Source organism: Paenibacillus sp. Soil724D2 (assembly GCF_001427935.1).
In the GTDB taxonomy this organism is placed as follows: Bacteria; Bacillota; Bacilli; order Paenibacillales; family NBRC-103111; genus Paenibacillus_E.
The window spans coordinates 86,707-111,942 of the sequence record NZ_LMRY01000015.1; the positions used below are offsets into that span (position 1 = coordinate 86,707).

Sequence of the window (25,236 nt, forward strand, 5' to 3'; positions counted from 1 at the left end):
ATGCAGCTTGAAGGGGGTATTGTTGAAGCGATCGGAGGCACGCCGCTCATTCGACTTGGGCGGTTGTTCAAAGATCAACCATTCGAAGTTTACGGGAAGATGGAGTGGATGAATCCAGGGGGCAGCGCGAAGGATAGACCAGCACTCTATATGCTTCGAGAAGCAATACGGCGTGGTGAAGTTACCAGCGACAGCGTCATTGTGGAATCGAGTTCAGGTAATTTGGCTATTAGTCTTGCGCAGCTGTGCTGTTATCTGGGACTGCGATTCATCTGTGTGGTAGATCCCCGCACAACGGAGCAGCATAAGCAGATTATCCGCAGCTTCCATGGAGAAATCGATCTTGTCACGGAACCGGACGCGGAGACTGGTGAATTCTTGCCCGCACGGATTCGGAGAGTAGGTGAGCTGGTTGGACAAATACCGAATGCTTATTGGACCAATCAGTATGGGAGCCCAGATAATGCCAAGGCACATATGGAGACGACCATGTCGGAAATCGGAGAGAAATTGGGACCGATCGACTATTTATTTTGCGGCGTAAGCTCGTGCGGAACGATTCGGGGGTGTATGGAATACATCCGAAGTCGTGGGTGGTCCACACAGATTGTAGCTGTAGATGCGGAAGGCAGTGTCATTTTTGGCGGGGAAAAAGGTTCGAGAAGGTTCCCAGGGCTCGGTGCCGGAATGGTACCAGGTCTATACAAACATGATGTAGCGGACCTTGTCATCTACGTTTCAGACTTGGACTGCGTGGAAGGCTGCCGTGCTTTGGTGCGGAGTGAAGCGATTTTGGCCGGTGCCTCTTCTGGAGGCGTTATTTCCGCGATCCGCAAAATGAGCGGAATCATCCCTGAAGGAGCGGTTTGTGCAGCCATTTTGCCAGATCGAGGCGAGCGTTATTTGAACACCGTGTACAACGACGAATGGGTGCTGCAAGAGATAGGTTCTAATCCGAGTACCTGGCATGGGAGACTGGAGTATGATTTATTTACACGATGACCATATCCGAGAAATCGGAATCGATTGGACGAAGATAACTGACATCATCAAAGATGTCGTTGCCATTAAAGACAAGGGTGACAGTGTACACCCCTTAAAGCCGTACTTACGATTCCGTGAGCAGGCAAACCGGATTATAGCGATGCCTGCGTTTGTAGGCGGAACTATTGAGATGTCGGGAATTAAGTGGATTGCAAGCTTTCCGAATAATAGCCGTCTCGGCCTTCCTAGAGCGCATAATACCATTATTCTAAATAGGCCTACTACTGGTGAGCCTCTGGCATTTATCCACAGCGGCTTGCTGAATGGCTTGCGGACAGCAGCGGTTAGCGGTGTCATGCTTAGTTATTACATCGCAGCCAGGCAGCCTACTGATTTGCGCATCTGTGTGATAGGGTGGGGACCCATTGGTCGGTTGCACCTCGATATGTGTATCGCGTTATTCGGAGAAAAGATTAAACGGGTGACAGTGTACGATCTGAAGGGTGTAGTTCCAAGCACGATTCCGGCTGCAGTTAAAGGGATTACTGACATAACAAGCGATTGGCGGTCCGGTTATCGAAGCGCTAATGTAATTGCCACATGTACGGTATCTGCACAAAGGTATATCGACGAGGCTCCGCCAAAAGGGGCACTGCTGCTCAATATATCGCTAAGGGATTATAAGCCGCAAAGTGTAGCCAAGGTGAAGGGGATCATCGTGGATGATTGGCGAGAGGTGTGTCGTGAAAATACGGATATCGAGCAGCTGCATCTGTTGTATGATTTACAGGAATCAGGTGTTCTAACGTTAGCTGATATTGTGCTGCGTAATGGATTAGCAGCTATTGCCGCGGAAGAGTCTGTTTACTTCAATCCGATGGGTTTAGGCGTCTTCGATATTGCTTTAGCCGGGTACTATTGGAAGGAAGCGTTGCAGATGGACAAAGGCATAAGGTTAGAGAGTAGTCGATCTGTTTGATGTGAAAAGTAGCAGCACTGGCCTTGGTGGCGCAGTGCTTTTTTTGACATTTGATAAGGGGGAAAATAGGGAATGGGAAACAGGGAATTGGGAAGGTGAGTTGTACAGCGTGGAGACATTTCCTTGATTTCTTCTGGGCGAGCCCAGAATGCTGTATGTTGGAGATCGTAGATTCATTCTCACAACTGGCAGGCATAACACCAAAATTCGATTTTGAGTCGTTCGGCAGCTAATGTTGCATTTTCTACAACAATTCACAAGCCCAAAGGCTGTTTTGCAGCTTAAAGTTGCAGTTTGTACAACATTTCGAGACCATTTCGTACGAAATGGCCTGATTAGGGCTAAATTGTTGTACAAGATGCAACATCGAGGGGAAAGAGGCGGGATATAGGCTGGAATTGTTGCACTTTTTACAACATCATTTCGACCGAGAAGATGGTTTCATTCATCCGGCACCTCATGTGAGCCTATTAGACGATGAGTTCCGATTTAGACACCTCTATGTAGAACTATATTCGATGGATAAATCGGCGGTCTAGGTTATCCACATAATTACCCACAATTCCACAGGGGAAAAAGTCCTGTTGTGCATAACTTCCATGTACTGTGTCAACATATCCACAGATATAGATATCCACAAAGAAAGTTTGGTTTTGAAGCCGTATCTGTCACAAAACACATCCTTATTTCGCCTTATAAATGAAAAGCGAAAACGGAGGGTGATGAACATGAGAAAATACGATACAGCGATTATTGGTGGAGGCTTAGCTGGATTAATTGCGGCCATCGAATTAGCTAAGGGTGGAAATAAAGTGGTTATTTTGGAGAAGTCGGGGCGCTTGGGAGGCAGGGCCATCACGAATAAGAAAAATGGTGTTTTCTTTAACTTAGGCGGGCATGCATTATACCGCGCTGGGAAAGCGTACTCGATTTTACAAGAGCTTGGAGTTCGCATAGATGGGGGGGCGCCTTCATCCAAAGTGAACGCCATCTGGAACAATCACATTCTTCCTATGCCAGCGAGTCCGATGACTATGTTATCATCTAAGCTTCTATCATGGTCTGGCAAAATGACTCTCCTGCGACTGGTGATGAAGTTGAACAAAATCGACTCAACCACATTAAAGCATTCAACCTTGAGGGATTGGGCTGAAGGTGAGATTCCTGATCCGATGGTACGTCATATTTTCTATGCTCTCTGCAGAACCGCCACATACACGCACGATCCCGACTATCAGCTGGCGGGCCCTGTGCTTGCACAAGTACAGCGTTCACTTAAGGGAGTACTATACCTTCATGGCGGCTGGCAGACGCTCGTGGATCAGCTGCACGACAAAGCGGTTCAAGCAGGAGTGCATATCATTAGCGGCAAAGACGTGAAGGAGATCATGCATGAGGATGGCAAAATTCAAAAGCTTAAGCTTGCCGATGAGGAATATATAGAAATCTCAAACGTGATCAGCACTGCGTCCGCTTCTGAGACCTACAAGCTCGTTCGTGATGCCGATCACACGGTGCTGAAACGGTGGAAGGATGAGGCCCGTCCATCGAAAGCGGCATGCCTTGATTTAGGATTGAAGAAGCTGCCTGTACCCGGACGAGATATTGCGATCGCTCTGGATCAACCCATCTTTTTCTCCCATCATACCTTCCGTGCCAAATTAAGTGATGACGGTACATTGGTTGTGCATTTGGTGAAGTATAACGGACCTGGGGAAAGCGATCCTAAAGCAGATGAGCAGATGCTAACCGCTACCATGAATACACTTCATCCGGGCTGGGAACAAGAAGTTGTCTCAAGACAATTTCTACCGAATATAACAGTTGTTCACGACTATATGCATATAGGTAAATCAGATGGGGTTACAGGTCCGGCTGTTCAGGGAATTCGTGGCCTCTACGTTGCTGGGGACTGGGTCAGTCATGGTGAAATGCTCGCAGACACATCAGCGGCAAGCGCCAAACGAGCAGCAGAGGCTATTTTAAAAGAAAGTCATTTAGCTTAAAATTGTCATATCATCTAAATAGAGTGAGGAGCTGTGCGATATGGAGTTAGCCGGATCTTCCGAGCAGGTGTATACATCGTATAAACCGCTTTTGTTCTCACTTGCTTATCGGATGCTTGGGAGTGTTATGGATGCTGAGGACGTTGTACAGGAGGCATTTCTATATGTGAGTGAGACGAAGCTGGCGCATGTCAACAATCCTAAAGCGTATTTATGCAAAATCGTTACCAATCGGTGTATCGATAAGCTGCGTTCCGCCAGCAAAAAGCGCGAAGTCTACGTAGGTCCGTGGCTACCGGAACCACTTATAATGAGTGCTGACAACCAGACAGAACCTGATCGCTATTATTCGCAAAAAGAGTCCCTTTCGACCGCGTACTTGTTGCTTCTGCAGCAGCTGTCTTGGGTAGAGAGGGCGGTATTCTTACTGAGAGAGGTACTCCAATACGAATACGACGAAATTGCTGAGATTGTTGGGAAAAGCAGTACCAATTGCCGGCAAATTTTTCGTAGAGCCAAAAGCGCCATTAGCAGCTTTCCAGATCGTGGCGGTGATCCAAAGGTGCTGCAGAAGCAGCCTGTAATGGAACAAACTTCAGCTGTCGTGGAACAATTCGTGCAGGCTTTAGTATCTGGCAACATCGGTCAGTTGTTGAGCATCGTCAAAACGGATGCCGTCCTTTACTCTGACGGTGGAGGTAAGGTTAAAGCGGCTGTTAAGCCTATTATGGGGGCGGAACGGATCGCCATGTTTATGTCAGGCCTGCTTTCCAAAGTGCCGCCTGGCTTCAGTTATTCTTTAGCGACCGTGAATGGACAAATGGGCATTGTGGCTTACGATGATGGTCTACCATACAATGTAATTTCCTTTCATGTTGTTGATGGCCAGATAGCTGCTATCTATTTCGTAATTAATCCTGACAAATTGAGGCATATATAAATCAGCACTACTCAACCTTCTTACACATGATCTCTCAGGGATTATGCGGAGGAAGGTTTTTTTTGTGCACTCCTCAAATGGCTTTAAATCAGTTGGCTTCTGAAATTCACTGCAACTACTGCCAGTTCTCGCCAGCGCCAAGCCTTTCTCTCAGTGATCTTGAGTAAAAAGGATTTTTATGCAACAATTGGAAATTAATTGCGTCTAAGTAGTAAAGAATCAAAAAGATGTGAGGTGCAGTTGATAGATGAAGTCCATACTCTTATTGCTATTATTTGCATGTGGTTTGTCTAGTATCGGGAACCAAGGTGACGTCGCCGTTCCCCCAACTGAGGTGGAAAGTGTCTATGAGCTCCCATCCCCGAATCCTGCAGCTCCGCTGCCTGAAAACTTGCAGGATCGAATATTTCATCTTGAAAATGTGTATAAACAATTATCTGTTAAGCCAATGAGTATTTCTAAGTCTGAGGGTGAATACCCCAATGGTGCATTTCATCTCCAGCTTCTGAAGCTAGGTAATCATCGTGAGGAATTGAGCTTACAGGAGAAAGGCCAGATTAAAGAAGCCATCTATAAGGCCATAGGGTCACGTTTCTCACTTGATATTACAACTTTGGTTATACCGAGTGAGGAGGAGTTGGTTGGGGTTATATCCGAAATAGATAGGGAGGATTCTAAGATGCTCCTTGTCAATACTGAAGCCTGTTCTGATAAGGAATGCAAGAAAATAGAGAAGTTCTGGGTCAATCTCTATGAAGATACGATCATAACGAATACCAGCAACGGTACAAGTAAGTTTGAGGATCTTAAACTAGGAGATTGGCTGCATATATGGACTACAGGAGCTGTAATGCTAAGTTCTCCTCCGCAATATACAGCACTTGATATTGAGGTGGTGGAGCCTGAAGATGAAACGCCAGTTGCACTTTCAGCATTAATGAAGACAGACTTTAATGGCATTAAACAAATCGATGTCAGATTCGGCGACGGTAAAAAGCTGGCCATTACAGATACGAAGTCTCTAGAAGATATTTCGTCAAAATTGAAAAGAATTGAACTTATACGAGCCAATGATAAAAGAACAATTTATGGGTCTTTGTACGGTATGGAATTAACCATTGGGGATAACAAGTTTTATTATGGTACCAGTCTAACGTTTGATAACATTAAATATAAGCAAAATTCAGTTACAACCGAACTAAACGACTATGTTATAGCTTTGAAGAACATGTAATCCGAATCACTTAGGTGGCATACGATGATAAAAAAAGCTGCTCACGAAGTCTTCACGATTCATAGCAGCTTTTTCTTGTTAATCAAAGAGCTTTTCGGATCACCTTTTTATAGTGCAGAACAGAGAGTATGCCGAATATCGAGTATAAGACGGTATACAGCACCATCACAATGATCATTGGCGTCCATAGCTCAGCTCCGAAAAGAAACCATCCCGACTGGACGGCGAAATAGCTGTGGATCAGCCCGACGACCAAGGGGATTCCGAAGTTAAAGATTTGTTTGATCTGAATGCCTTTTAACAAATCGTCCTGTGTAAAACCAAGCTTCCTTAGAATCGTATACGTCGGCTTTTCATCTTCGCTTTCATCCATTTGTTTGAAATATAAGATGCAGCCAGATGTAATAAGGAAGGTTAGTCCTAAGAAGCCGACGATGAACATAATGAGTCCCATTCTATTTTTCTGCTCATTGGCCATATCTTGGCGGGAATCATAGGACTTATTTTTACCAAAGCCCAGCTCATGAAAGATCTGATTCGCTTCGGGAAGCTTCGCTTCATTCTCAATATCAATTCCAAAATACATGGATGACTCTTTTTGAATCGTGGGATTCATATCTTGCTTTAGACGCTTGAATACCGAATCGTCAACGATAGCGACTGGCTGACCGCCATTCGAAAAGTACCATGAAACCATGTATTGCTTCTCAGAGCCCAAATAAGTTTGTGGAATAACGACTTGTTGTCCGCTAAATTGGATTTGGCCGGCATCTTTAAGTTTCATAAATTTTTCCAATAGATCATTGGTACCGGTAAAAATCGTTTGTTCTGAAGTCAGATCGATGAATGGCGCGTCCTTGTCACTGACAACAGGAATCGTCATGTTACTCGGATCAAGGAGAAGACCCTTCATATTGGAATCCAAGATATCCTTTAGATTGGCCTTGACCTGAACGACCTCAATCGAAGTATCCTTGTGCTTGATTTGATTGGCATCTAGCGCTGCTTTAAATTTATTAGCATCTTGTACATTCGTAATGGCAAAGTGGGCTGGCACGCTATTTTTTGCCGTTTTTTCCGCAGAGTAATAGGAAATGTAGCTTAAAGATAACAAACCGATGGAAAGTGCGGATACGGTTGTAATGACAGTCAATAGCAAAGCATTCGATTTCATGCGAAACATGATGGATGAAAGCGATAAGACCTCGCGAACATTTAAATAACCATTTTTCCTTCTTCGGATGACGTTAAGGATTAACCGGACAGACCCTTTATAGAACAGATAGGTTCCGATGATGACGGATGCCAGAATGAAGATCATGGCCGAAAAGAGGGCAACCATTGTCATGAAATCTCCGCTAAACAGCTTAGAGGAAACGTAGTAGCCTAGCAAAATAAGGATCAATCCCAGTATCCCCATGATGGCTTCCGAAGTAGACAATCTTTTCACCTTCACTTCAGTTGAGGTAGAGACGCGAAACAACGATAAAATGCTCTGTCTTTTAATGAACATATAATTGACAAGCATGATGAACAAGTAGACAGCGCTAAATATAACGAGGGTCTGGATCAGTGCTTGTGACGAAAATTGCAGCGTAGCGGCAGCTTTAACACCTGTAATTTGAAATAAAATCATCAGGATGAGCTTAGACAAGGAAAATCCAATAAACGACCCGACGATTAATGAAGCGAAATACAGGATGAAGTTCTCGGTGCTAAGAATGCGGAAAATTGCGCTTTTCGTCATTCCGATTAATTGCAATAAGCCGATTTCTTTACTGCGCCTTTTCATAAAGATGTTGTTGGCATACAGATTAAAGATGGCGACAATCGCAACAAGTAAAATGGAAGCAGCACGAATGGACGCGGCACCTTTAATTGAACCTTTGGTTTGGTCTAAAGCAGGGTCATACTGCAGGGTGACAAATGCGAAATAAAGCGCGACGCTGAACATTAAGGCAAACACGTATAGGTAGTAATGCTTGATGTTAGACTTCAGGTTTTGAACAATCAGCTGGTTAATGCTCATTATGCACCCCGCCTAGAACACCTTGAGTCTTCATGATGTCTTGAAAGAAGGCCTGCCTGGATTCTTGACCTTTATATAATTGCGTATAGATTTGTCCGTCCTTAATAAAGATGACTCTGCTGCTGTAGCTGGCGGCAACTGAATCATGGGTAACCATTACGATGGTTGCTTTCCGCCGTTGGTTCAGTTCATTAAGCTTATTAAGTAAATCGGATGCGGATTTTGAATCGAGTGCTCCGGTGGGCTCGTCGGCGAAAATAATACTTGGATCATGAACAAATGCTCTTGCGGCAGAGGTTCGCTGTTTCTGTCCGCCTGAGATTTCGCCCGGATACTTATCCTTAATTTCAAAAATGCCGAGCTCTGTTGCTACCGCTTGAAATTTGTTATCGGCTTCTTGCTTCGAGGCTTTGGTAATGGACAGCGGTAAAAGGATATTCTCCTTAACAGTCAATGTATCCAGAAGGTTATAGTCCTGAAAGATAAACCCCAGATGATGCTTGCGGAATTCAGCCAACTGCTTCTCTTTCATGGCCGTAATTTCTTGGCCTTCGATTTTAATAGAGCCCTGACTTAACCTGTCAATGGAAGAGAGTACATTAAGCAAAGTTGTTTTCCCTGAGCCGGATGCACCCATGATGCTGACGAATTCCCCTTTTTCAATACTGATATCCAGGCCCTTAAGCACCTCTTGCTTATTAAGTTTATTGCCATAGCTTTTATGGATTTTGACTGCTTCCAAAATATTCATATTATTCACTCCTCGTCTACGATAGCTTTATTATAAAAAGCTTCGCATCCTTTTTCCTTCGATTGAACGAACAAAGAAGAAAGGCATGTGACAATGTTGTCACATGCCCGTAATCCGGACGGTTTCATTTGGTTGTGGAAAGGTGAGTGTAAAGGTTGTTCCTATGCCTTCTTCTGAATGTACAGCAATATGGATGGACAAGGCCTGTGACGCTTTTTGGGCCAAATATAAGCCCATACCTGTTGCTGCGCTGTCCTTATGCCAAGTCGTAGAAGTAAAGCCTTTATCAAAGATACGAGGAAGATCCTTTGGGTTGATTCCACGGCCGTAGTCTTTTACCTCGAGCACTGTACGCTCATGCTGCTGGAAGCTCTTTACTATGATATCCAATGAGTCGCTGTCGCTGTATTTTACGGCGTTCGTTAAGAGCTGCCGTAGGATAAAGGCTAACCATTTCGCATCGCTGAGCACTTTCGTGACTTCGAATTGTACGTCAAAGCCGATTCCTTTTTGTATGCACCACGACTTCAACGTCTTGATCTCCATATAAGTAAGAGCTTCAAGATCTACGTGCTCGATATACAGGTCGTTCTCCATAAAGGGCAAACGTTTATGGTGGAGCTGCTGGTCCAGCAGCAGATGAATCCGCAGCCATTCATAGGTTAAAGCAGCTTTCATGGCTTCATCATCCAAGCGGTCAATCATTAAACGCATGGCCGTGAGAGGTGTCTTCACTTCATGAATCCAGGACAGCAGCTCGTCTTTCTCTTGTTCTAACGCCACTTGGTGCCGTGAGGCGATTTGACTCAGCCGCTCGGTCAGGCCCGTCATACTGGTCTCGACAATGTGTTCAAACGGGCTTTCAGCATCGGCGATACTTGCGAGATCGAGAAAGTTTTCTCGTTCTTCCAACCGTTTGTAGAACTTTGTTTCTTTGTTGTAACGGATTACCAGAAAGATAACAAACAAGGTCGTAAATAAAAAAACAATATAGAGAATAGGGGAGAAGGGAATCTCATAATCGAGATAAGCGATAAAAAGGAGCAGCCCTTGCCCAAGCAAAAAAAGCAGGATCCAGCTTTTCCTTTCCATAACATATTTCTTAATCATGGAAAGGGGACTCCTCTGCAGCGATGTAACCCTGACCGACCTTCGTTTCGATAAATCGTCCTAAGCCAATCTCGTCCAGCCGTTTCCGCAGCCGATTGACATTCACAGTCAAGGTATTGTCGCTTACAAAACGCTGGTCATCCCATAAGCTGTTAATCAATTCTTCTCGACTCACGATCGTGTTCTTATGTTCAATCAACATTTTCAAGATATAGATTTCATTCTTCGTCAACTCAATCGAGCCTGCTTGATTCGTAACCGCATTTTTCTCGTAATCCACAGTTGCGCCGCACCATGTTTTGAGCTTGATGGATTCCGTGTTGTAGTTATAGACGCGCCTAAGAATGGCTTGGATCTTCGCAACGAGCACATCAAAATGAAAGGGTTTCTGAATAAAATCATCCGCTCCTAGCTGCATAGACATGACCATGTCAGTGGGGTGATCGCGTGAAGACAGAAATACAATCGGAATGTTGGAATGGGTCCGAATCATTCGGCACCAATGAAACCCGTCAAATTTGGGCAGTTGAATATCAATGATAACTAAATCAGGTTTTAGGGCAATAAACTCTTCAACCACTCGGCTAAAATCCATGATGCCGTGTACGTCGTATGACCATTTGGCCAGCCTGTCCCTGATCTCCGTAAACAGGGTTACGTCATCTTCAATGAGCAAGATCTTAAACATTAGGAATCACTCCACTAGCGTCGAATTTCTAAACCTCATTGTAATGGAAATTAGAGGCTTGTGCTACGTAGATAAAAAAAGCTGCTCACGAAGTCATTTGTGACGACTCGTGGCAGCTTATTCTGCTATTGTTACGAATCAGAAGTTTCGTCGTCTGCATAAATGGAGTGAATGTTTCCTTCAGGATCAGCGAAGAAGGCGGTTGTCTGTCCCCACGGCATAATAGTTGGTGCTTTAATTGCAATAGCACCTTTGGTAAGGATGTCGCTATACGTTTTTTGGACTAATTCCGGTGAATCACAGGGGAAACAGAGCTCGAATGATTGACCTTTACGTTCTTCTAAAAAGGAGCTATGTCCATCGGTGTTAACAGCCATTAGTCTTTTTGAGCAAATAGAAAAACGGACCCCTATATTCTCGAATTCAACATATTCTTCAGAATCAACAATTATTTTAAAACCTAGTGCATCACGATAAAACTGAGCTAAATGAGGCACGTCATTCGATAGAATCGTAATTACGGATATGTTGGCTTTCATTAAGAACACTTCCTCTCCTTTTTAAACTACCATATTTTTCCTTGTAAAAGCTAGCCTGGATAAGATCTGTTTGATGTTCTCCCATAGAATGTCGCATAATGAATAAAGACAATAGCCGGATAATTAGAGGAGAGAACATAGATGAGCAAAAAGATACAGATTGAGACAGAGAAAGCCAAGCGACTGGCACCATCATTTACACTACCTGCATCCAACGGGAAAAACGTATCTTTACAGGATTTTAAAGGGAAGAAGCTTGTCATTTACTTTTATCCACAAGACAATACGCCAACCTGTACCCAACAATCGTGCGATTTTCGTGACTATAATGGTAAGTTTGCACAGCTAGGCGTAGAAGTGATCGGAATTAGCCCTGATGAGCTGAAAGCTCACGATAAGTTCATTGCAAAATATGAGCTGCCGTTCCTACTGCTCTCTGACCCTGACCATCAGGTAGCTGAGAAGTTTGGTGTATGGGCATGGAAGAAGCTATATGGCCGCGAGTATATGGGGATTGTTCGGTCTACTTTCCTCATAGATGAAGAGGGATATATCGTCAAGGAATGGAGTAAAGTGAGGATTAAGAATCACGTACAATCGGTTTTGGACGCTGTAATGGCATTGAATGCAAGCAGTTAATACGCCACAAAGAATGATGGAACTTTTTTACAAATTACTCGTCTAATCAATTGCAAGGGAGAACATTTGTGAAGAGGGGAAAGCGATGAAAAAGAAGCTGATTGTTTCGATATTGTCTATTCTCATGGCATATGGAAGTACAGCGTACGGGGCTGTGGAGGAAACCCATTGGGTGATGAAGGAGCTTAAGGATTACAAGCAGTACATCGTGCCTTATAGGGATATTACGTCGACACAAGGTACGATCACGCAGAAAGAGTGGGATTCATTCCAGCGAAATGTGCTGGACTCTGGCAAGCTGGATAAACCCATACTGCTCGATGATTGGGCGACCGCTCTTAAAATGGCGGTTGATTTGCCGGAAAAAGACCGTGATACCTGGATCAGGATGTATGTTCACGAGCTGGGGCAAGGGACGGAAATTACCCGTGAAAATGGTGTCGGCGGGATGGTAAAGCTGTTGATCGGTTCTTACTTCAAGGGGAGCTGGTCTGCAGAAGAAGTAAAGCCTGCAAAAGCTCTGCTGGATCTCCAGGATATCAACGATAAGCAGCGAGGTCTGGTTGAGATTGCGTATGTCCATGGCATTTTGGATGATTCAGTGAAAGAAAAGTTTAGGCCGAACGAGATGCTGACGAATGCCGAAGCCATTTCTATGATGTTTAAGGTAATGGGGGAATTGGCGTATGCCAAGCCGGATCTACCGGCAAACCATTGGCTCAGCGAAGAGCTGGAGTCAGCTTACCAAAGCAATAAGCTTCCAAAGCCGATGCTTAAGGTGCTGCGTCGTGCTTTTCAAGATCCGATGAACGCCGAACGCAATATTCCTGTTGGTTTGTGGCATGAAATGCTAGTTTCAGGGCTGCCGGTACCTGCCTATATAGAGGAGAAAGCGTTTATGTATACGCTCGCCTATGATAAGGACGGAGGAATACTACGGGACAGAGCCGTAGTCGGAGTAACTAAGCTGGGGAAAAATCCAAGAAGCGCAACTGCGGAGGAAAGAATGAAAGCTGAACAAGCGTTTGCAGATTATGGCGCTGCTTTTGACTCCGATAAAATCGCGGTTGCTTACGGAGATGGCCTTTTGGAGGGACGGAACGGCCAAAGCTTCGGCGTCCACGGTTACCTAACCTATGCTGAGGCGGCTGCTCTTGCTATCCGTGCAAGCCTAAGGGAGGCTTTGAACGATACCCCTTTGCTAATTGATGAGAAGACTGCATTGCAAATAGCCAAAGAAACGGACCCCGATTCTGAAGCCGAATGGAAAGTAACCTTCAAGAAGGGGCTGGTGCTCCATGACAACACGAACAGGTCAATCTATGATGGATGGGTCGTAGAAGCGGTCTATCCAGCAGGAAACAAAATGGTTGTATATATTGATGCCAGAACGGGTAAAATCATGGTCCTTTCGGAGATTGAAGCTTTACTATAGGGTAGATAGAGGAGTCAAGCTCGAGCCAGTGGGCATGTTTTTTTGACCACATAAGAAAGTATAAGTTTTCGGTTCCCGAAAACCGCTTTCTTATGGCGATAAAACCTAATATAGGGATCTTTGGTCGTAGACCAAAGTCTCTCCGCTTATAGGGATCTTTGGTCGTAGACCAAAGTCTCTCCTCGTTAAACGCGGTCGCTCAACTTTGAATGGCCTCGATAGAGGTTTTCTCATAAAGTTCCTAACTAGCCGTATTGTTGTATTTTGTGCAACAATATGGCGGTTTCTTTGGACAAATAGGCAAATTATTGTACCGCGTACAACAATTTGGTGAGAATCGCTCAGAATTAGGTGTTTTTAGCTCAAATTGTTGTACGAAGTACAACAATATCAAGCTACTCCGGCTGAGGGGAGATATATTGTTGCACAAAATACAACTTGGAATATCGTGAACTTAGAAGAAAATAGTTCTTGAAAGGATTTTTTCACATGTGGATGATGCTCAAAGACCGAAGAATGACATTTCTCATGATAGCCAACATCTTATCCTCGATCGGCTCAGGAATAACCATGATCGGCGTGCCGTGGCTGTTAGTGAATCGAGCCGGGGGAAGTGAGATCTATGGCTACGCGACGCTGGCATCTACCATTATACTTTTCTTCCTATCGCCGCATATCGGCGTGTATATTGACCGTATTTCCCGAAAGAAAATGCTGCTGGGCAGTGAAGTAATTGGCGGATCGGTCACGCTGCTATTTGCGCTATGGGGGCTTAGTGCAGGCCACTTCGAAACGTGGCAATTAATCGTTATTTATTTTAGTGGTTCTCTGTACTACAACGTTCACTTTCCAACCCAGTTCGCTTTTACACAGGAGATCTTCTCGAAGGAGCAGTACAAAACGTTAAATTCCATCCTCGAGGTCCAAAATCAATCCACATCGATGATCGCGGGCGGCTTGGCTAGTCTACTGATTGATCATATTGATTTTGCGTGGATTCTACTAGCAGACGCGATGACTTACTTTTTGGGCTTTGCTCTATTTTTGCTTATTCCTTATATCAAGAACAGGTCTGTCACGGCAAACGGCGCCGTCTCCATGTGGTCGAATATCAGAGAAGGCTTCGCTTATTTGAAAACAAGACCGCTATTGGTCATGTTTTTCCTTTGCGCACTGATGCCATTCCTTTGTGTCATGGTTGGTAATTACCTTTACCCCGTGTATATCACAAGTGTCCTACATGGTGGGGCCAATGTTCTCGGGGCAGCCGATATGATTTTTGCCATCGGAGCTGTCGTGGCCGGTTTGACGGTCCCGCTGCTCATGCAGCGTTTGGGCTCATATTATACGACGATTCTCTCGTTTGTCATTTTCAGTTTGTCGATTGTTTTCTTTTACGTATTCCCTCTAGTCTCTATTTTTCTCCTGTTCAAAACGTTGAACGGATGGGGGAATGCGGGGAGCCGCGTAGCGCGCAATACGATTTTGATGGAAATGGTTCCGAATCATTTGATCGGTCGTGTGAATAGCTTTTTCAACACTGTAGGGATGGGTATGCGAGTTCTACTCATTGGTATCTGTACACAAATTGTTTCTTTTCAAGGCGCTAGAATGGCCATTCTTTTGCTCGGAGTCTTATTAGTCGTTAGTTTCATAGGTCTTATTGGCAGCAAGCCCTTGTTTAATGTGACAACGCAAACGAAAAATGAGGCTGTACCGCAAGAAATTTAGCCATAAATTGAACAAAGGCAGATCAGGTTCTTTCACAGGAAACTACCCTTCTCACTCCGAGATGGGTAGTTTTTGTTGTAGTGACATACTCTTGATCGTTCTCCCATATAATCTATCAGAGCTAGCAAAATGATAGAACAAGCGGAGGGATCATCGGATGCGTTTTCAGGTACAACGTGCGACCAACTGGCAGAAAAGAGTTCAACTTTGGGTGGTAGTCCTTTTACTAGTTTCTCTATTTTTCCTTACGATTCCGGCAAAAGCAGCGGAGAGCGATGGAAACTCCGCACAAGCACAAGAAGGGCAAGATCTTTATCAAAAGCTCAAAACAGGTAAGCGCCAGCAGAGTGAGAAGACGTATGAAACACCGGAACAGCCTACCGTTTACTTAACCTTTGATGACGGTCCTAGCAAGCTGACGAGTCAGGTGCTGGATATTTTAGATAAAGAGAATGTGAAAGCTACTTTTTTCGCACTTGGCGAGCAAGCTCAGGCACACCCTGATTTGGTGAAAAGAATCGTGCAAGACGGGCATACATTAGGCAATCATTCCTATAATCATGTATATAAAGAGCTGTATAGCGATTTCCAAACCTTTTGGGACCAAATCCAACGTAGTGAGGACATATTTGCCAGTTTGGCTGATACCAGACCGCAATTGGTGCGCGCCCCTGGAGGTACATATACGAATTTCGATTCGTACTACTACTATTTGATGGATCAAGCAGGTTATATCGTTACGGACTGGAATGTTGACAGCGGTGATTCCAAAAGAGCGCATGTACCTGTGAATGAAATTTGGCAAACGATTAAAGGATCACCGCTCGAACACGAGATCAACATCCTGTTTCATGATGGCAGCGGGCATGAGTCAACGGTAGAGGTATTGCCTCAAGTCATCAGCTATTACAAAAAATTAGGTTACGCGTTCGCTCCCCTTACTTCTCAGGTTAAGCCCAAACAATTCCCAGTGGGTAAGCCGAAGTGGTCGAGAAACATGAGTTTGGCCCATTTCCAAGACTTATTGAAAGAAACGCATCAATATGCTTTAGCACATATTCAGACGGATCAAGACCAGAAGGATGCTGAACAGCAGCTTGCCAATCAGACGGTTGCAGCCAGAGAAGAAACGGCACAAATTCTATCCGCGCAAGCAGTGTTGCCGCTGCAAGTACATGTGGTCGGAGGCAGCAGTTTTACAATTGAACCTCCAGAGTACCAGCTGCGTGCTAACCGGATTGAAATGTCTATGCGCTTTCTCATAGAGAAAATGGGCGGGCAAGTAGAATGGCTGGCTGAAAAGAAGACGGCAAATGCACATTTTGGTGTTTATGATTTGGAATATGATTTGTCCGCTAGAAGCATCAGGCTTTATACCCTAGGTAATAGCGTGGCTACCTATTCATTAGCGGATATGGATTTCAAAGACGGTAAGATCATCGTTCCTTTACGAAAAACCATAGATTTACTAGGCGGGCGAATTACGGATACGGTCATAGAATCTAATAAGCGAGAGGTATCTGTGGCATTACGGCCTTTTTATATATTTAAAGAGAATGATAGTCTTCTGAAAAACTCTCTATTTGCCATGGGAGGGTAATGTCTAAAATAGTAGAGGGCTGGAAAAACTAGAAGCATACCCTTATAAAGGAGGCTTCTTGTCTATGCAGTCGAAAACCCGAATATTCGATCAGCCGCAGCCTCTTGTGGAACGGATGATCATGAACGTAGAGAAAGTGATAGTTGGAAAGAGAGAGACGATAGAGAAAGCGTTCGTTGCTATGTTGAGCGGCGGCCATCTTTTGTTAGAAGACGTACCCGGTGTTGGGAAGACGATGCTTGTGCGTGCCTTGGCAAGGACGATTGGTTGTGAGTTTAAGAGAATTCAGTGCACCCCTGATTTATTGCCGTCAGATGTAACCGGTGTGTCTGTATTTAATGTGAAGACGAATGATTTTGAGTTTCGCCCTGGACCTTTAATGACACCCATCGTGCTGGCAGACGAAGTCAACCGTACCTCACCAAAGACACAGTCTGCTTTCTTAGAAGCGATGGAAGAGAAGCGGGTCACTATTGATGGAGTGAGTTATGAATTGCCTAAACCCTTCGTTTTATTAGCTACGCAAAACCCTGTGGACTATGAAGGTACTTATGCGCTGCCAGAAGCGCAGATGGATCGATTTATGATGAAGTTATCACTTGGTTATCCAACACCTGAGCAAGAAATTCTGATGCTGGATCGCCTACAGGATCGCCAGCCTCTGGATCACTTGAAGCCGGTTATCGTACAGGATGAGTTTGTTCAATTGCAAAGAGAAGCAACGATGATTCATGTCGATAATACGTTAAAAGATTTCATTGTTCGCCTGGCCTTGGCAACAAGGGAGCATGCTGATTTGTACTTGGGTGCAAGTCCACGAGCATCTTACGCTTTGATGCGCGCTGCGCAAACGTCTGCTTATATGAAGGGCAGAAGCTTCGTGGTACCAGATGACATTAAGGATTTGGTGCTGCCGATCTGGACACACCGGCTTATTTTGACTTCCGAAGCACGAATGACTGGCAAGTCTGCGGATACGATTTTGACAGGTTTACTAGCCTCCTTACAAACTCCTGTTCTTCGTTACGTCTCGGGGAAGTAGGGCCTACTATGAGAAGCTGGGGTAAAACGACGCTGTTGGTTGTGGGAAGTGTGCTGTCCATTGTTTTGGCGTATTGGCAAGGCGGATTTGCCGCTTGGTATTTAGGAATTTGTTTGACATTAATATGGATTCAGGCTGGATTATTTTATGTATTCGCATTACAAGGACTAACCATTAGCCGGCAGTTGTCAGGCGAAGTTTTCGTATCCGGTGAAGACGTAACAATCACTTTGCAAGTTGGGCATCGTACGTTTTTGCCGCTGCCTTGGATGATCATTAAGGATACATGGATTCATGAAGGAAGCGGAGTGAAGCTGAGCTACAGCAAGCTGCTTTTCCCAGGGTTTCGATCAGCTTTAATCCTCCATTATAAAATGACGGGTCTTATGCGAGGTGTTTATCGGTTCGCGGGTTTTGAGGCGGTGACCGGTGATTTATTTGGCTTTGCTGTTCGAAAAGCATACCGTGATGATCTTCATCGGTGTGTTGTTTATCCGAGACCTGATTCTTTGACCGGATCAGGTATGACATTTCAATCCGAGGACGGTGATGTGTCTACCGTCCGTGGTCCTAAAACCGAGACTCCGCTGATTAGCGGTGTTCGTGACTATGTCAGCGGTGATCCCTACCACCGCATCCATTGGAAATCCACAGCCAGGCTGAGCCGGTTGATGACCAAAGACCCCGAGCAAGCATCCTCCGCGAAGCGGATGCTGCTGCTCGACGCGGCGCCTGCGGCGGGTCCAGCTGAGGCGGCGCAGCCGCTGCTGGAGAAGGGCGTCGCCCTAGCGGCGGGCTTCTTCGAAGCCGCCGCTGGCGGGCGCGAGAGCTGCGGCTTCGCCAGCAGCTCGGGCAGCAGGCGAATCGCGCCGACGATTCGCCCTGATCTAACGCTCGCGTACGAAGTACTCGCGAGCGTGGGCGGCAAGCCCGCCCTTTCCTTTCCTGACCTTGTCAGGAAAGAGGCGGCGGCCTTGCCGCTGGATGCGTCGATGCTGTGCATCACATCGACGCTGGACCTGGCGTTGGTGCGCGCGGTTGCTGATGCGCGAACCAGGCGCCGATCCGTGCACGTGGTCTACGTGCACGCGCGGCCTTCCCTCTCGGTCGCGGAGCGAGAGGGGGCTTCTCAGCTGCAGGCCGCAGGCTGCAGCTTCACAGAAGTGCCGCACCCGCGGAGCCAGTGGCCAAAGCAAGGGGGTGTCGCGGATGCAACCGCTTGAACCCAACCGCGCGCCGCGCGCTCTTTCACGTCCTTTACGCTCAAGCGCAGACTCGTCGCGCTTGAAGTCTCGCTCTTTAAGCGCTAACTCTTTAAGCACTAACTCTTTAAGCACTAGCTCTTTAAGCACTAACTCTATACACACCAGCGCAGACTCGCCGAGTGTAATCTCTCGCACTTCGAACTCACGCTCTTTAAGCACTAGCTCTGCACACTCAAGCGCCGAGCCCGCAGCCGCTATCCCATCAAGTCCAATCTTCCATACAAGCGCCATCTCTAACGCACAGTCATCATCGCCAATCACCAACACCTTATTCCGAGACATTCTAATCTCATTGCTGCTCTTCCTACTGCTCTCGGAGTGGCTTCGTCCTTTAGCCTGGATGGCCGATGCCTCCATTCAAATCGGTCCCATTCTCGTCGTATTTGCGATCTGCATTGCCATAGACTGCTTCAAGGTTCCTTATGCTTGGGGATGGACAGCCAAAAGCATCATTATCCTGCTTTTCATCGGTTTTATGTTTGACCGTGAAGGCTTTCTAACCGGAGCATGGATCATCGATTTGGTGAGGATCATTTCTCAGGATATGGTTCACATCGTTCAAGCTCATTTCGATCTTATCAGTGGTCAAATGCGAACGCTGCTCTTTCTGTTAGGTTGGTCGCTCCTGATCTCCGTTGTGCAAGCTCTCATGCTGCAGAGGCAGCACAGTCTTTGGTTTGTTGCTGCTACGCTCATTTATCTTGTCTTCTTACAGTTGGTGCTTGGCGCGGATACGGTTCAAGGGATTATGCGCACAATAGGGTATGGACTACTTCTGTTATCGCTGCTCAATCTCTCTAGAATTGAACAAACCTATGGCATTGCTTCGGTTCGATCGGGCGGCTTTTTTCAATGGTTTGTAGTCAGCTTGGTCGTTGTAAGCGCGCTAGCTAGTGTTGGATGGTACTCGGCAAAGCAGGCGGAGCCTACTCCTCTTATGAAACCAGTTAGTTGGGCGTATTTATACGATCGTATATTTGAACTTTACAACGATGATACGGGGGCAAAGGGTGCTTTTGCTCGGTCTGGATACGGTCAAGACGACACTTCTTTAGGAGGTCCACTCCAGGTGGACACGACCCCGGTATTCACAGCAAGAACCTCTGAATTAACCTACTGGCGCGGAGAATCCAAAAGCTTCTACGACGGCAAAGGCTGGACCGAGCCCAATCAAAAGCTGGAGCCTTACGTTTCTCCTAATCAATCAGTTACAGGTCGGGCTGTGAGTCAGGAAATTCTATGGGACACGAAGTCACCTAATCGCCAATTGTTTGTGGGTGGGAAGTTACTAGGTGTTGATATGCTTTTGAGTGAGAAGGAGAAACCGCTAACGCCGAGCAGCCTCCTTGCATCTAAATCTAATGGTATAGTAACTCTGCCTGAGATTATGGATCCTTTGTCTTATTACAAAATAACTGTCCAGCCCGCGCAGGAAGATCCATCCATACTTAACACGGATACGGGCAGCTATCCCTCGGACATTGTAGGGGAATATCTTCAACTTCCAGCTTCATTGCCGCGGTCTGTTCGAAGCATTGCAGAGCAAGTGACAGGGAACCGTTTGACACCATATGCCAAAGCGGTTGCGATTGAGCAGTATTTAAGCAATACCTATACCTATAGTCTCGAAAAGCCAACACATCCAAGCCGCAATGAGGACTTTGTCAGTCATTTTCTGTTCGTAGACCGAACAGGGTATTGTGATCATTTTTCAACCTCGATGGTCGTTATGCTTCGTTCTGTCGGGGTGCCTGCCCGCTGGGTAAAAGGTTTCGCGCCAGGGACACTGCAAGCATCAAGCGATAGCGATGGGCTTAAGGATGTTATGGTTCGTAATCTAGATGCGCATTCATGGGTGGAGGTTTATTTTCCTTCTATGGGCTGGGTGCCGTTTGAACCTACACCGGGTTTCTCTGGTGTTTCATCCGATCATCCGAGAGAAACCTTGACGACAGCTGCCATGGAGCAAGCGGCGATGACGGCTTCACTCACGAACATTCCTGCGCCTACCAAGTTTACAACCAATCCAAGTGAGTGGCTTCATGCAACGAAGGATAGAATCGTCAATTTTGCAAAGCCTTATAGGAAAGCTTTCATTTTTCTAATCGGAAGTTGTTTCCTTCTTGTGGGTATTTTCGTTTTGCTTAGGCGAAAAGGGTTCCTAGTCAATACGCGGCTGAATTTTCCAATTTACCAAAGCAAGCAGGGCAATTCACACCCCATGACACCCTATATGGATCGCTTATGGATGCAGCTTTTTCGAAAATACGGCGCAAAATCCGCAAGCCAGACGGTGCGAGAGTATGTCACAACTCTAAATTTCAAAGATCAACGGCAGAAACAAGCACTGCTCGAATTTGCCTTGATTTACGAAAGTGTCCGTTATGATACGGCCAATTCACTGACCTATACGAAGCGGGAAATCAACGCGATTTGGAAAGCCATTCAAAAGACACATTAAACCCCTTTACATCCTAGGTACCTAATGTTTAAAATTAGTACCTATAAATAGTGATAAGTGGACAAGGGGAGCCCCTTAAAACTCAATCGCTATGAATCTAGGAGGTCGGATAATGAGTAAACCGAGTGAAATGATTGTCGTATTAGATTTTGGAGGCCAGTATAATCAACTGATTGCTAGACGTATTCGTGATTTGGGCGTTTACAGCGAGCTGCTGCCGTTCAATACAACTGTTGATAAAATTCGTGAGCTTAACCCTAAGGGGATTGTGTTCTCAGGCGGTCCGTCGAGTGTATATGGTGAAGGAGCTCCGGCTGTTGACGCAGGAGTCTTTGATCTGGGTATTCCAATCTTGGGTATTTGCTATGGCATGCAGTTAATTGCTCACCAACTGAACGGTAAAGTTGAACGTGCGCACACGCGTGAATATGGCAAGGCAGATCTTGCATTTACGAATGAAAGCCCGTTAGTGAAAGGGTTAGAATCCAAGCAAACCGTGTGGATGAGTCACGGCGATCACGTTTCCGTCCTGCCTGAAGGCTTCGTTATAGAAGCAAGCACGGATTCTCTTCCGATTGCAGCTATGAGTAACCGTGAGCGCAACATTCATGCTGTACAGTTCCACCCGGAAGTTCGTCACTCCCTTCAAGGGAATGAAATGATCCATAACTTTATTTATGGAGTTTGCGGTTGCGTAGGCGACTGGACGATGTCCTCCTTTGTGGAAGACATGATCAAAGAACTTCGTCAAGAGGTTGGCGACAAGAAAGTCCTATGCGCACTTAGTGGCGGTGTGGATTCATCGGTTGTTGCTATTCTGCTGCATAAAGCGATTGGTGCACAGCTGACATGTATGTTTATTGATCATGGTTTGCTGCGTCAAGGTGAAGCTGAGAGCGTTATGGACACTTTTGTCGGTAAATTCGATATGAAAGTGGTCAAAATTGATGCGCGTGACCGTTTCCTCGGCAAGTTGGTTGGCGTAGACGATCCAGAGCAAAAACGTAAAATTATCGGTACCGAATTCATCCGTGTATTCGAAGAGGAATCCAGTCAGTTTGATGACTTTACTTACCTAGCCCAAGGCACTCTATATACAGATATCGTAGAAAGCGGCACGGCTACGGCTCAAACGATCAAATCGCACCATAACGTTGGCGGACTGCCGAAAGATATGAAGTTCAAGCTCATCGAGCCTCTCAAAACACTTTTCAAAGACGAAGTGCGTAAAGTAGGAGAGGAATGTGGCCTTCCAGCAGCAATCGTTTGGAGACAGCCTTTCCCAGGTCCTGGTCTGGCCATTCGTGTTCTAGGTGAAGTAACGGAAGATAAGCTGAAAATAGTTCGTGAATCCGACGCCATTCTGCGCGACGAAATCGCCAAAGCAGGCTTAGATCGTGAGATCTGGCAGTACTTCACAGCACTTCCGGGTATGAAAAGCGTGGGAGTTATGGGTGACGCAAGAACTTACTCTTACACCGTAGGTATTCGTGCTGTTACATCTATTGATGGCATGACAGCTGACTGGGCGCGTATTCCTTGGGATGTGCTTGAGAAGATTTCGGTTCGTATCGTTAATGAAGTTGAGAACGTGAATCGTATCGTCTATGACATCACTTCTAAGCCGCCAGCTACCATTGAGTGGGAATAATATAAATCACTAGCAAAAGACGAACGTTTTGGGAAAATATACCCCTTTATCGTTCGTCTTTTTTATTGACATTAGGTTATTTCACGACTAAAATGTGTTATGGATAACAGTTTTTCGTATAATCTCGGGAATTGGCCTGAGAGTTTCTACGAGATCACCGCAAATGATCTGGCTACGAAAAAAAGGAACGGAATCCGTATGAGTTTCTACGTGCACCTTTACACATCGAAGGCAGCTCTCATATGGATAGCTCCTTTTTCGTACCCGGAATCAGGCATTATGATTCCGGGTTTTTTGCTGTTGCCAGAAAGTATATATGTATACTTTTGCTTCGCACAACCTTGATAAACGCGCTCGTCCTTGATAGGACGACAAGGGCGTTTATCCTTGGTTCCCCACATTCGTTTTAGGAGGAGTAGGAAAATGGATCGCTTTTTTAAATTGAAACAAAACGGCACGACAGTAAGAACAGAAATCATGGCGGGGATCACTACATTCATGACGATGGCTTACATCCTTGCTGTAAATCCAGACATTCTGAGTGCTTTTAAATCGGGGGCTACCGGTGGTGACTGGACTTCGATTTTCTTGGCTACAGCGATTGCTGCAGGTGTAATGACGATTGCAATGGGGTTATTCGTTAACTTTCCAGTTGCGCTAGCTCCTGGGATGGGCTTGAATGCTTACTTCGCGACCATCATTTTAACTTCGCAAGGTAAATTCACGTTTTCAATGGCTTTAGCAGCTGTATTCATTTCGGGGATTATTTTCATCATTCTTACCATCACCAGAGTCCGTCAAATGCTCCTTGTGGCCATTCCAGACAGCCTGAAGCATGCGATTACCGTCGGTATTGGTTTGTTTATCGCAATGATCGGTTTTAAGAACAGCGGTATCTTAACCGTTGCGGTAGAAAGCGGCAAAGATATTAAGGCGCATCAATTTACGGATGTACTTTCATTTGAAACTGTGTTCCACATGGGTTCATTAGAAGATAAAGGCGTTATTTTAACAATCGTTGGGGTCTTGTTGATTTCTATCTTTATGGTGCTTCGACTGCGCGGCGCTATCTTGATCGGTATCTTGGCTACAACAATCATTGGGTATTTCATGGGTATGGTTAATCTAGGTTCATTGACTAGTGCAGACACGACATGGGTTCCTGATTTGTCCAAACTTCGTTTCGCTGATTTTGACTTTGCGGGCATAATGACAACGGGTATAGTTTCCGTTATTGCTACATTTACGTTTGTTGAGCTTTTTGACACATTCGGAACCATGGTTGGAACAGCGAATCGCGCTGGTATTATGAAGAACAAAGAAGAGGGCAACAAGCGTGTAGGTAAAGCGATGTTCGTGGATGCGATTGGTGTTAGTGGCGGTGCGTTGGTTGGGACTAGTACGGTTACTGCTTTCGTAGAAAGCGCAGCGGGTGTAGCTGAAGGCGGACGTACAGGTTTAACGGCAGTAACTACAGGCGTATGTTTCCTGCTTGCCCTGTTCTTAGCTCCGATTGCCATGTTGGTTCCTGGTTCTGCGACAGCGGCAGCGTTGATCGTGGTTGGTGTTCTGATGGTTCAATCCATTCGTGAGATCGACTTTCAAGATTTCGTTCTAGCAATCCCAGCTTTCCTTACCATTGTATTGATGCCTTTCACTTACAATATTGCTAATGGTATCTCCTTCGGTATCGTTTCGTATGTAGTTTTGGCAGCAGCAGCTAACCTAGGTGGTAAAAGTCAGACGCGTTATCCGATTCACTGGTTAATGTGGGTACTGGCGATTCTGATCCTAGCTCGTTACATCTTTATAGGAAGCCAAGGTTAAAAAGATTCAAGCTCTGGTGCATTACGCACTAGAGCTTTTTTTTTACCATATTTTTCAAGGTATAAAAAGCTTGCAATCAGTTTGCGGATTTGTTATATTACTCCTTGTCGCTTCGGCGGTCGAATGAAAGAACGAAAGAAATCAAAAAAAGTTCTTGCAATCGAATAGGCCGGTGTGGTATATTGATCAAGTCGCCTTTGAGGGGCGAAGGATTAAAACGAAAGAAATTGATCTTTGAAAACTGAACAACGAGTGAGTAAGCACGAACGAGAAATCGTTCAAAAAGAGATTGCAAAATCTCGCTAGCAACGCAAATGAGCAATTA

General features: G+C 45.5%; 19 protein-coding genes and 1 riboswitch. Of the genes, 14 read left to right on the forward strand and 5 right to left on the reverse strand.

The features are described from left to right. From sbnA to ASG85_RS16330, 5 genes are all read left to right on the forward strand, one after another. Nucleotides 1–1,002 carry a 2,3-diaminopropionate biosynthesis protein SbnA gene (sbnA, locus tag ASG85_RS16310; protein ID WP_060646940.1) on the forward strand — a complete coding sequence of 334 codons (1,002 nt, stop codon included), beginning with the start codon at nucleotides 1–3 and terminating at the stop codon, nucleotides 1,000–1,002. Continuing rightward, nucleotides 983–1,963: a 2,3-diaminopropionate biosynthesis protein SbnB gene (locus ASG85_RS16315; RefSeq protein ID WP_060646942.1), complete on the forward strand. Its 981-nt coding sequence runs from the start codon at nucleotides 983–985 to the stop codon at nucleotides 1,961–1,963. The genes sbnA and ASG85_RS16315 overlap by 20 nt, the downstream gene beginning before the upstream one ends. A 728-nt stretch (nucleotides 1,964–2,691) precedes the next feature. Then, nucleotides 2,692–3,969, forward strand: coding sequence for a phytoene desaturase family protein (locus ASG85_RS16320; RefSeq protein WP_235549233.1), 1,278 nt, complete (start codon nucleotides 2,692–2,694; stop codon nucleotides 3,967–3,969). A 40-nt stretch (nucleotides 3,970–4,009) separates the two neighbouring features. Continuing rightward, a complete protein-coding gene (locus tag ASG85_RS16325) occupies nucleotides 4,010–4,909 on the forward strand; it encodes an RNA polymerase sigma-70 factor (protein WP_060646944.1) in 900 nt (299 codons plus the stop codon). Nucleotides 4,910–5,156: 247 nt separating this feature from the next. Next, complete coding sequence (locus ASG85_RS16330) at nucleotides 5,157–6,143, forward strand: DUF3221 domain-containing protein (RefSeq protein WP_057303502.1); 987 nt, start codon at nucleotides 5,157–5,159, stop codon at nucleotides 6,141–6,143. Between the two features lie 82 nt (nucleotides 6,144–6,225). Here the strand turns inward: ASG85_RS16330 and ASG85_RS16335 are convergent, their stop codons facing one another. The 5 genes from ASG85_RS16335 to ASG85_RS16355 form a co-directional block, all read right to left on the reverse strand. Further along, nucleotides 6,226–8,172 carry an ABC transporter permease gene (locus ASG85_RS16335; protein WP_060646945.1) on the reverse strand — a complete coding sequence of 649 codons (1,947 nt, stop codon included), beginning with the start codon at nucleotides 8,170–8,172 and terminating at the stop codon, nucleotides 6,226–6,228. Then, nucleotides 8,162–8,923 (reverse strand): ABC transporter ATP-binding protein, encoded by a 762-nt coding sequence (locus ASG85_RS16340; protein WP_060646947.1) that lies wholly within the window; start codon nucleotides 8,921–8,923, stop codon nucleotides 8,162–8,164. The genes ASG85_RS16335 and ASG85_RS16340 overlap by 11 nt, the downstream gene beginning before the upstream one ends. Before the next feature lie 99 nt (nucleotides 8,924–9,022). After that, nucleotides 9,023–10,033: a sensor histidine kinase gene (locus ASG85_RS16345; RefSeq protein ID WP_060646948.1), complete on the reverse strand. Its 1,011-nt coding sequence runs from the start codon at nucleotides 10,031–10,033 to the stop codon at nucleotides 9,023–9,025. After that, nucleotides 10,026–10,721 carry a response regulator transcription factor gene (locus ASG85_RS16350; protein ID WP_057303505.1) on the reverse strand — a complete coding sequence of 232 codons (696 nt, stop codon included), beginning with the start codon at nucleotides 10,719–10,721 and terminating at the stop codon, nucleotides 10,026–10,028. Before ASG85_RS16350 ends, ASG85_RS16345 begins: the two co-directional genes overlap by 8 nt. Before the next feature lie 131 nt (nucleotides 10,722–10,852). After that, complete coding sequence (locus tag ASG85_RS16355; RefSeq protein WP_060646950.1) at nucleotides 10,853–11,260, reverse strand: VOC family protein; 408 nt, start codon at nucleotides 11,258–11,260, stop codon at nucleotides 10,853–10,855. Between the two features lie 141 nt (nucleotides 11,261–11,401). On the opposite strand from ASG85_RS16355, the gene bcp reads away from it, so the two are divergent. From bcp to ASG85_RS16400, 9 genes are all read left to right on the forward strand, one after another. Next, nucleotides 11,402–11,899 carry a thioredoxin-dependent thiol peroxidase gene (gene bcp / locus ASG85_RS16360; protein ID WP_057303507.1) on the forward strand — a complete coding sequence of 166 codons (498 nt, stop codon included), beginning with the start codon at nucleotides 11,402–11,404 and terminating at the stop codon, nucleotides 11,897–11,899. Nucleotides 11,900–11,984: 85 nt separating this feature from the next. Continuing rightward, nucleotides 11,985–13,334 (forward strand): PepSY domain-containing protein, encoded by a 1,350-nt coding sequence (locus ASG85_RS16365; protein ID WP_060646952.1) that lies wholly within the window; start codon nucleotides 11,985–11,987, stop codon nucleotides 13,332–13,334. A gap of 489 nt (nucleotides 13,335–13,823) precedes the next feature. After that, nucleotides 13,824–15,065, forward strand: coding sequence for an MFS transporter (locus tag ASG85_RS16370; protein ID WP_060646954.1), 1,242 nt, complete (start codon nucleotides 13,824–13,826; stop codon nucleotides 15,063–15,065). 157 nt (nucleotides 15,066–15,222) lie between these two features. Further along, on the forward strand, nucleotides 15,223–16,665 hold the full coding sequence (locus ASG85_RS16375; protein ID WP_057303510.1) for a polysaccharide deacetylase: 1,443 nt from the start codon (nucleotides 15,223–15,225) through the stop codon (nucleotides 16,663–16,665). Between the two features lie 64 nt (nucleotides 16,666–16,729). Then, complete coding sequence (locus ASG85_RS16380; RefSeq protein ID WP_057303511.1) at nucleotides 16,730–17,707, forward strand: AAA family ATPase; 978 nt, start codon at nucleotides 16,730–16,732, stop codon at nucleotides 17,705–17,707. Between the two features lie 8 nt (nucleotides 17,708–17,715). Further along, nucleotides 17,716–18,930, forward strand: coding sequence for a DUF58 domain-containing protein (locus ASG85_RS16385; RefSeq protein ID WP_060646956.1), 1,215 nt, complete (start codon nucleotides 17,716–17,718; stop codon nucleotides 18,928–18,930). Beyond that, the gene (locus ASG85_RS16390) at nucleotides 18,917–21,433 is read left to right on the forward strand and encodes a transglutaminase-like domain-containing protein (protein WP_162257267.1); all 2,517 of its coding nucleotides are present in this window, start codon (nucleotides 18,917–18,919) and stop codon (nucleotides 21,431–21,433) included. Before ASG85_RS16385 ends, ASG85_RS16390 begins: the two co-directional genes overlap by 14 nt. Before the next feature lie 112 nt (nucleotides 21,434–21,545). Next, on the forward strand, nucleotides 21,546–23,084 hold the full coding sequence (gene guaA, locus ASG85_RS16395; protein WP_060646960.1) for a glutamine-hydrolyzing GMP synthase: 1,539 nt from the start codon (nucleotides 21,546–21,548) through the stop codon (nucleotides 23,082–23,084). 94 nt (nucleotides 23,085–23,178) lie between these two features. Continuing rightward, nucleotides 23,179–23,279, forward strand: a riboswitch (purine riboswitch). A gap of 228 nt (nucleotides 23,280–23,507) precedes the next feature. Then, nucleotides 23,508–24,911 (forward strand): NCS2 family permease, encoded by a 1,404-nt coding sequence (locus tag ASG85_RS16400; protein WP_060646962.1) that lies wholly within the window; start codon nucleotides 23,508–23,510, stop codon nucleotides 24,909–24,911. The last annotated feature ends 325 nt before the right edge of the window (nucleotides 24,912–25,236 follow it).

Coding starts and splice junctions, on each gene's coding strand:
- ASG85_RS16335 (WP_060646945.1), bottom strand. CDS start 8,172: ATGAGCATTAACCAGCTGATTGTTCAAAACCTGAAGTCTAACATCAAG.
- ASG85_RS16400 (WP_060646962.1), top strand. CDS start 23,508: ATGGATCGCTTTTTTAAATTGAAACAAAACGGCACGACAGTAAGAACA.
- ASG85_RS16380 (WP_057303511.1), top strand. CDS start 16,730: ATGCAGTCGAAAACCCGAATATTCGATCAGCCGCAGCCTCTTGTGGAA.
- ASG85_RS16325 (WP_060646944.1), top strand. CDS start 4,010: ATGGAGTTAGCCGGATCTTCCGAGCAGGTGTATACATCGTATAAACCG.
- ASG85_RS16320 (WP_235549233.1), top strand. CDS start 2,692: ATGAGAAAATACGATACAGCGATTATTGGTGGAGGCTTAGCTGGATTA.
- ASG85_RS16370 (WP_060646954.1), top strand. CDS start 13,824: ATGTGGATGATGCTCAAAGACCGAAGAATGACATTTCTCATGATAGCC.
- ASG85_RS16390 (WP_162257267.1), top strand. CDS start 18,917: ATGCAACCGCTTGAACCCAACCGCGCGCCGCGCGCTCTTTCACGTCCT.
- ASG85_RS16375 (WP_057303510.1), top strand. CDS start 15,223: ATGCGTTTTCAGGTACAACGTGCGACCAACTGGCAGAAAAGAGTTCAA.
- ASG85_RS16365 (WP_060646952.1), top strand. CDS start 11,985: ATGAAAAAGAAGCTGATTGTTTCGATATTGTCTATTCTCATGGCATAT.
- bcp (WP_057303507.1), top strand. CDS start 11,402: ATGAGCAAAAAGATACAGATTGAGACAGAGAAAGCCAAGCGACTGGCA.
- guaA (WP_060646960.1), top strand. CDS start 21,546: ATGAGTAAACCGAGTGAAATGATTGTCGTATTAGATTTTGGAGGCCAG.
- ASG85_RS16350 (WP_057303505.1), bottom strand. CDS start 10,721: ATGTTTAAGATCTTGCTCATTGAAGATGACGTAACCCTGTTTACGGAG.
- ASG85_RS16315 (WP_060646942.1), top strand. CDS start 983: ATGATTTATTTACACGATGACCATATCCGAGAAATCGGAATCGATTGG.
- ASG85_RS16355 (WP_060646950.1), bottom strand. CDS start 11,260: ATGAAAGCCAACATATCCGTAATTACGATTCTATCGAATGACGTGCCT.
- sbnA (WP_060646940.1), top strand. CDS start 1: ATGCAGCTTGAAGGGGGTATTGTTGAAGCGATCGGAGGCACGCCGCTC.
- ASG85_RS16330 (WP_057303502.1), top strand. CDS start 5,157: ATGAAGTCCATACTCTTATTGCTATTATTTGCATGTGGTTTGTCTAGT.
- ASG85_RS16385 (WP_060646956.1), top strand. CDS start 17,716: ATGAGAAGCTGGGGTAAAACGACGCTGTTGGTTGTGGGAAGTGTGCTG.
- ASG85_RS16340 (WP_060646947.1), bottom strand. CDS start 8,923: ATGAATATTTTGGAAGCAGTCAAAATCCATAAAAGCTATGGCAATAAA.
- ASG85_RS16345 (WP_060646948.1), bottom strand. CDS start 10,033: ATGATTAAGAAATATGTTATGGAAAGGAAAAGCTGGATCCTGCTTTTT.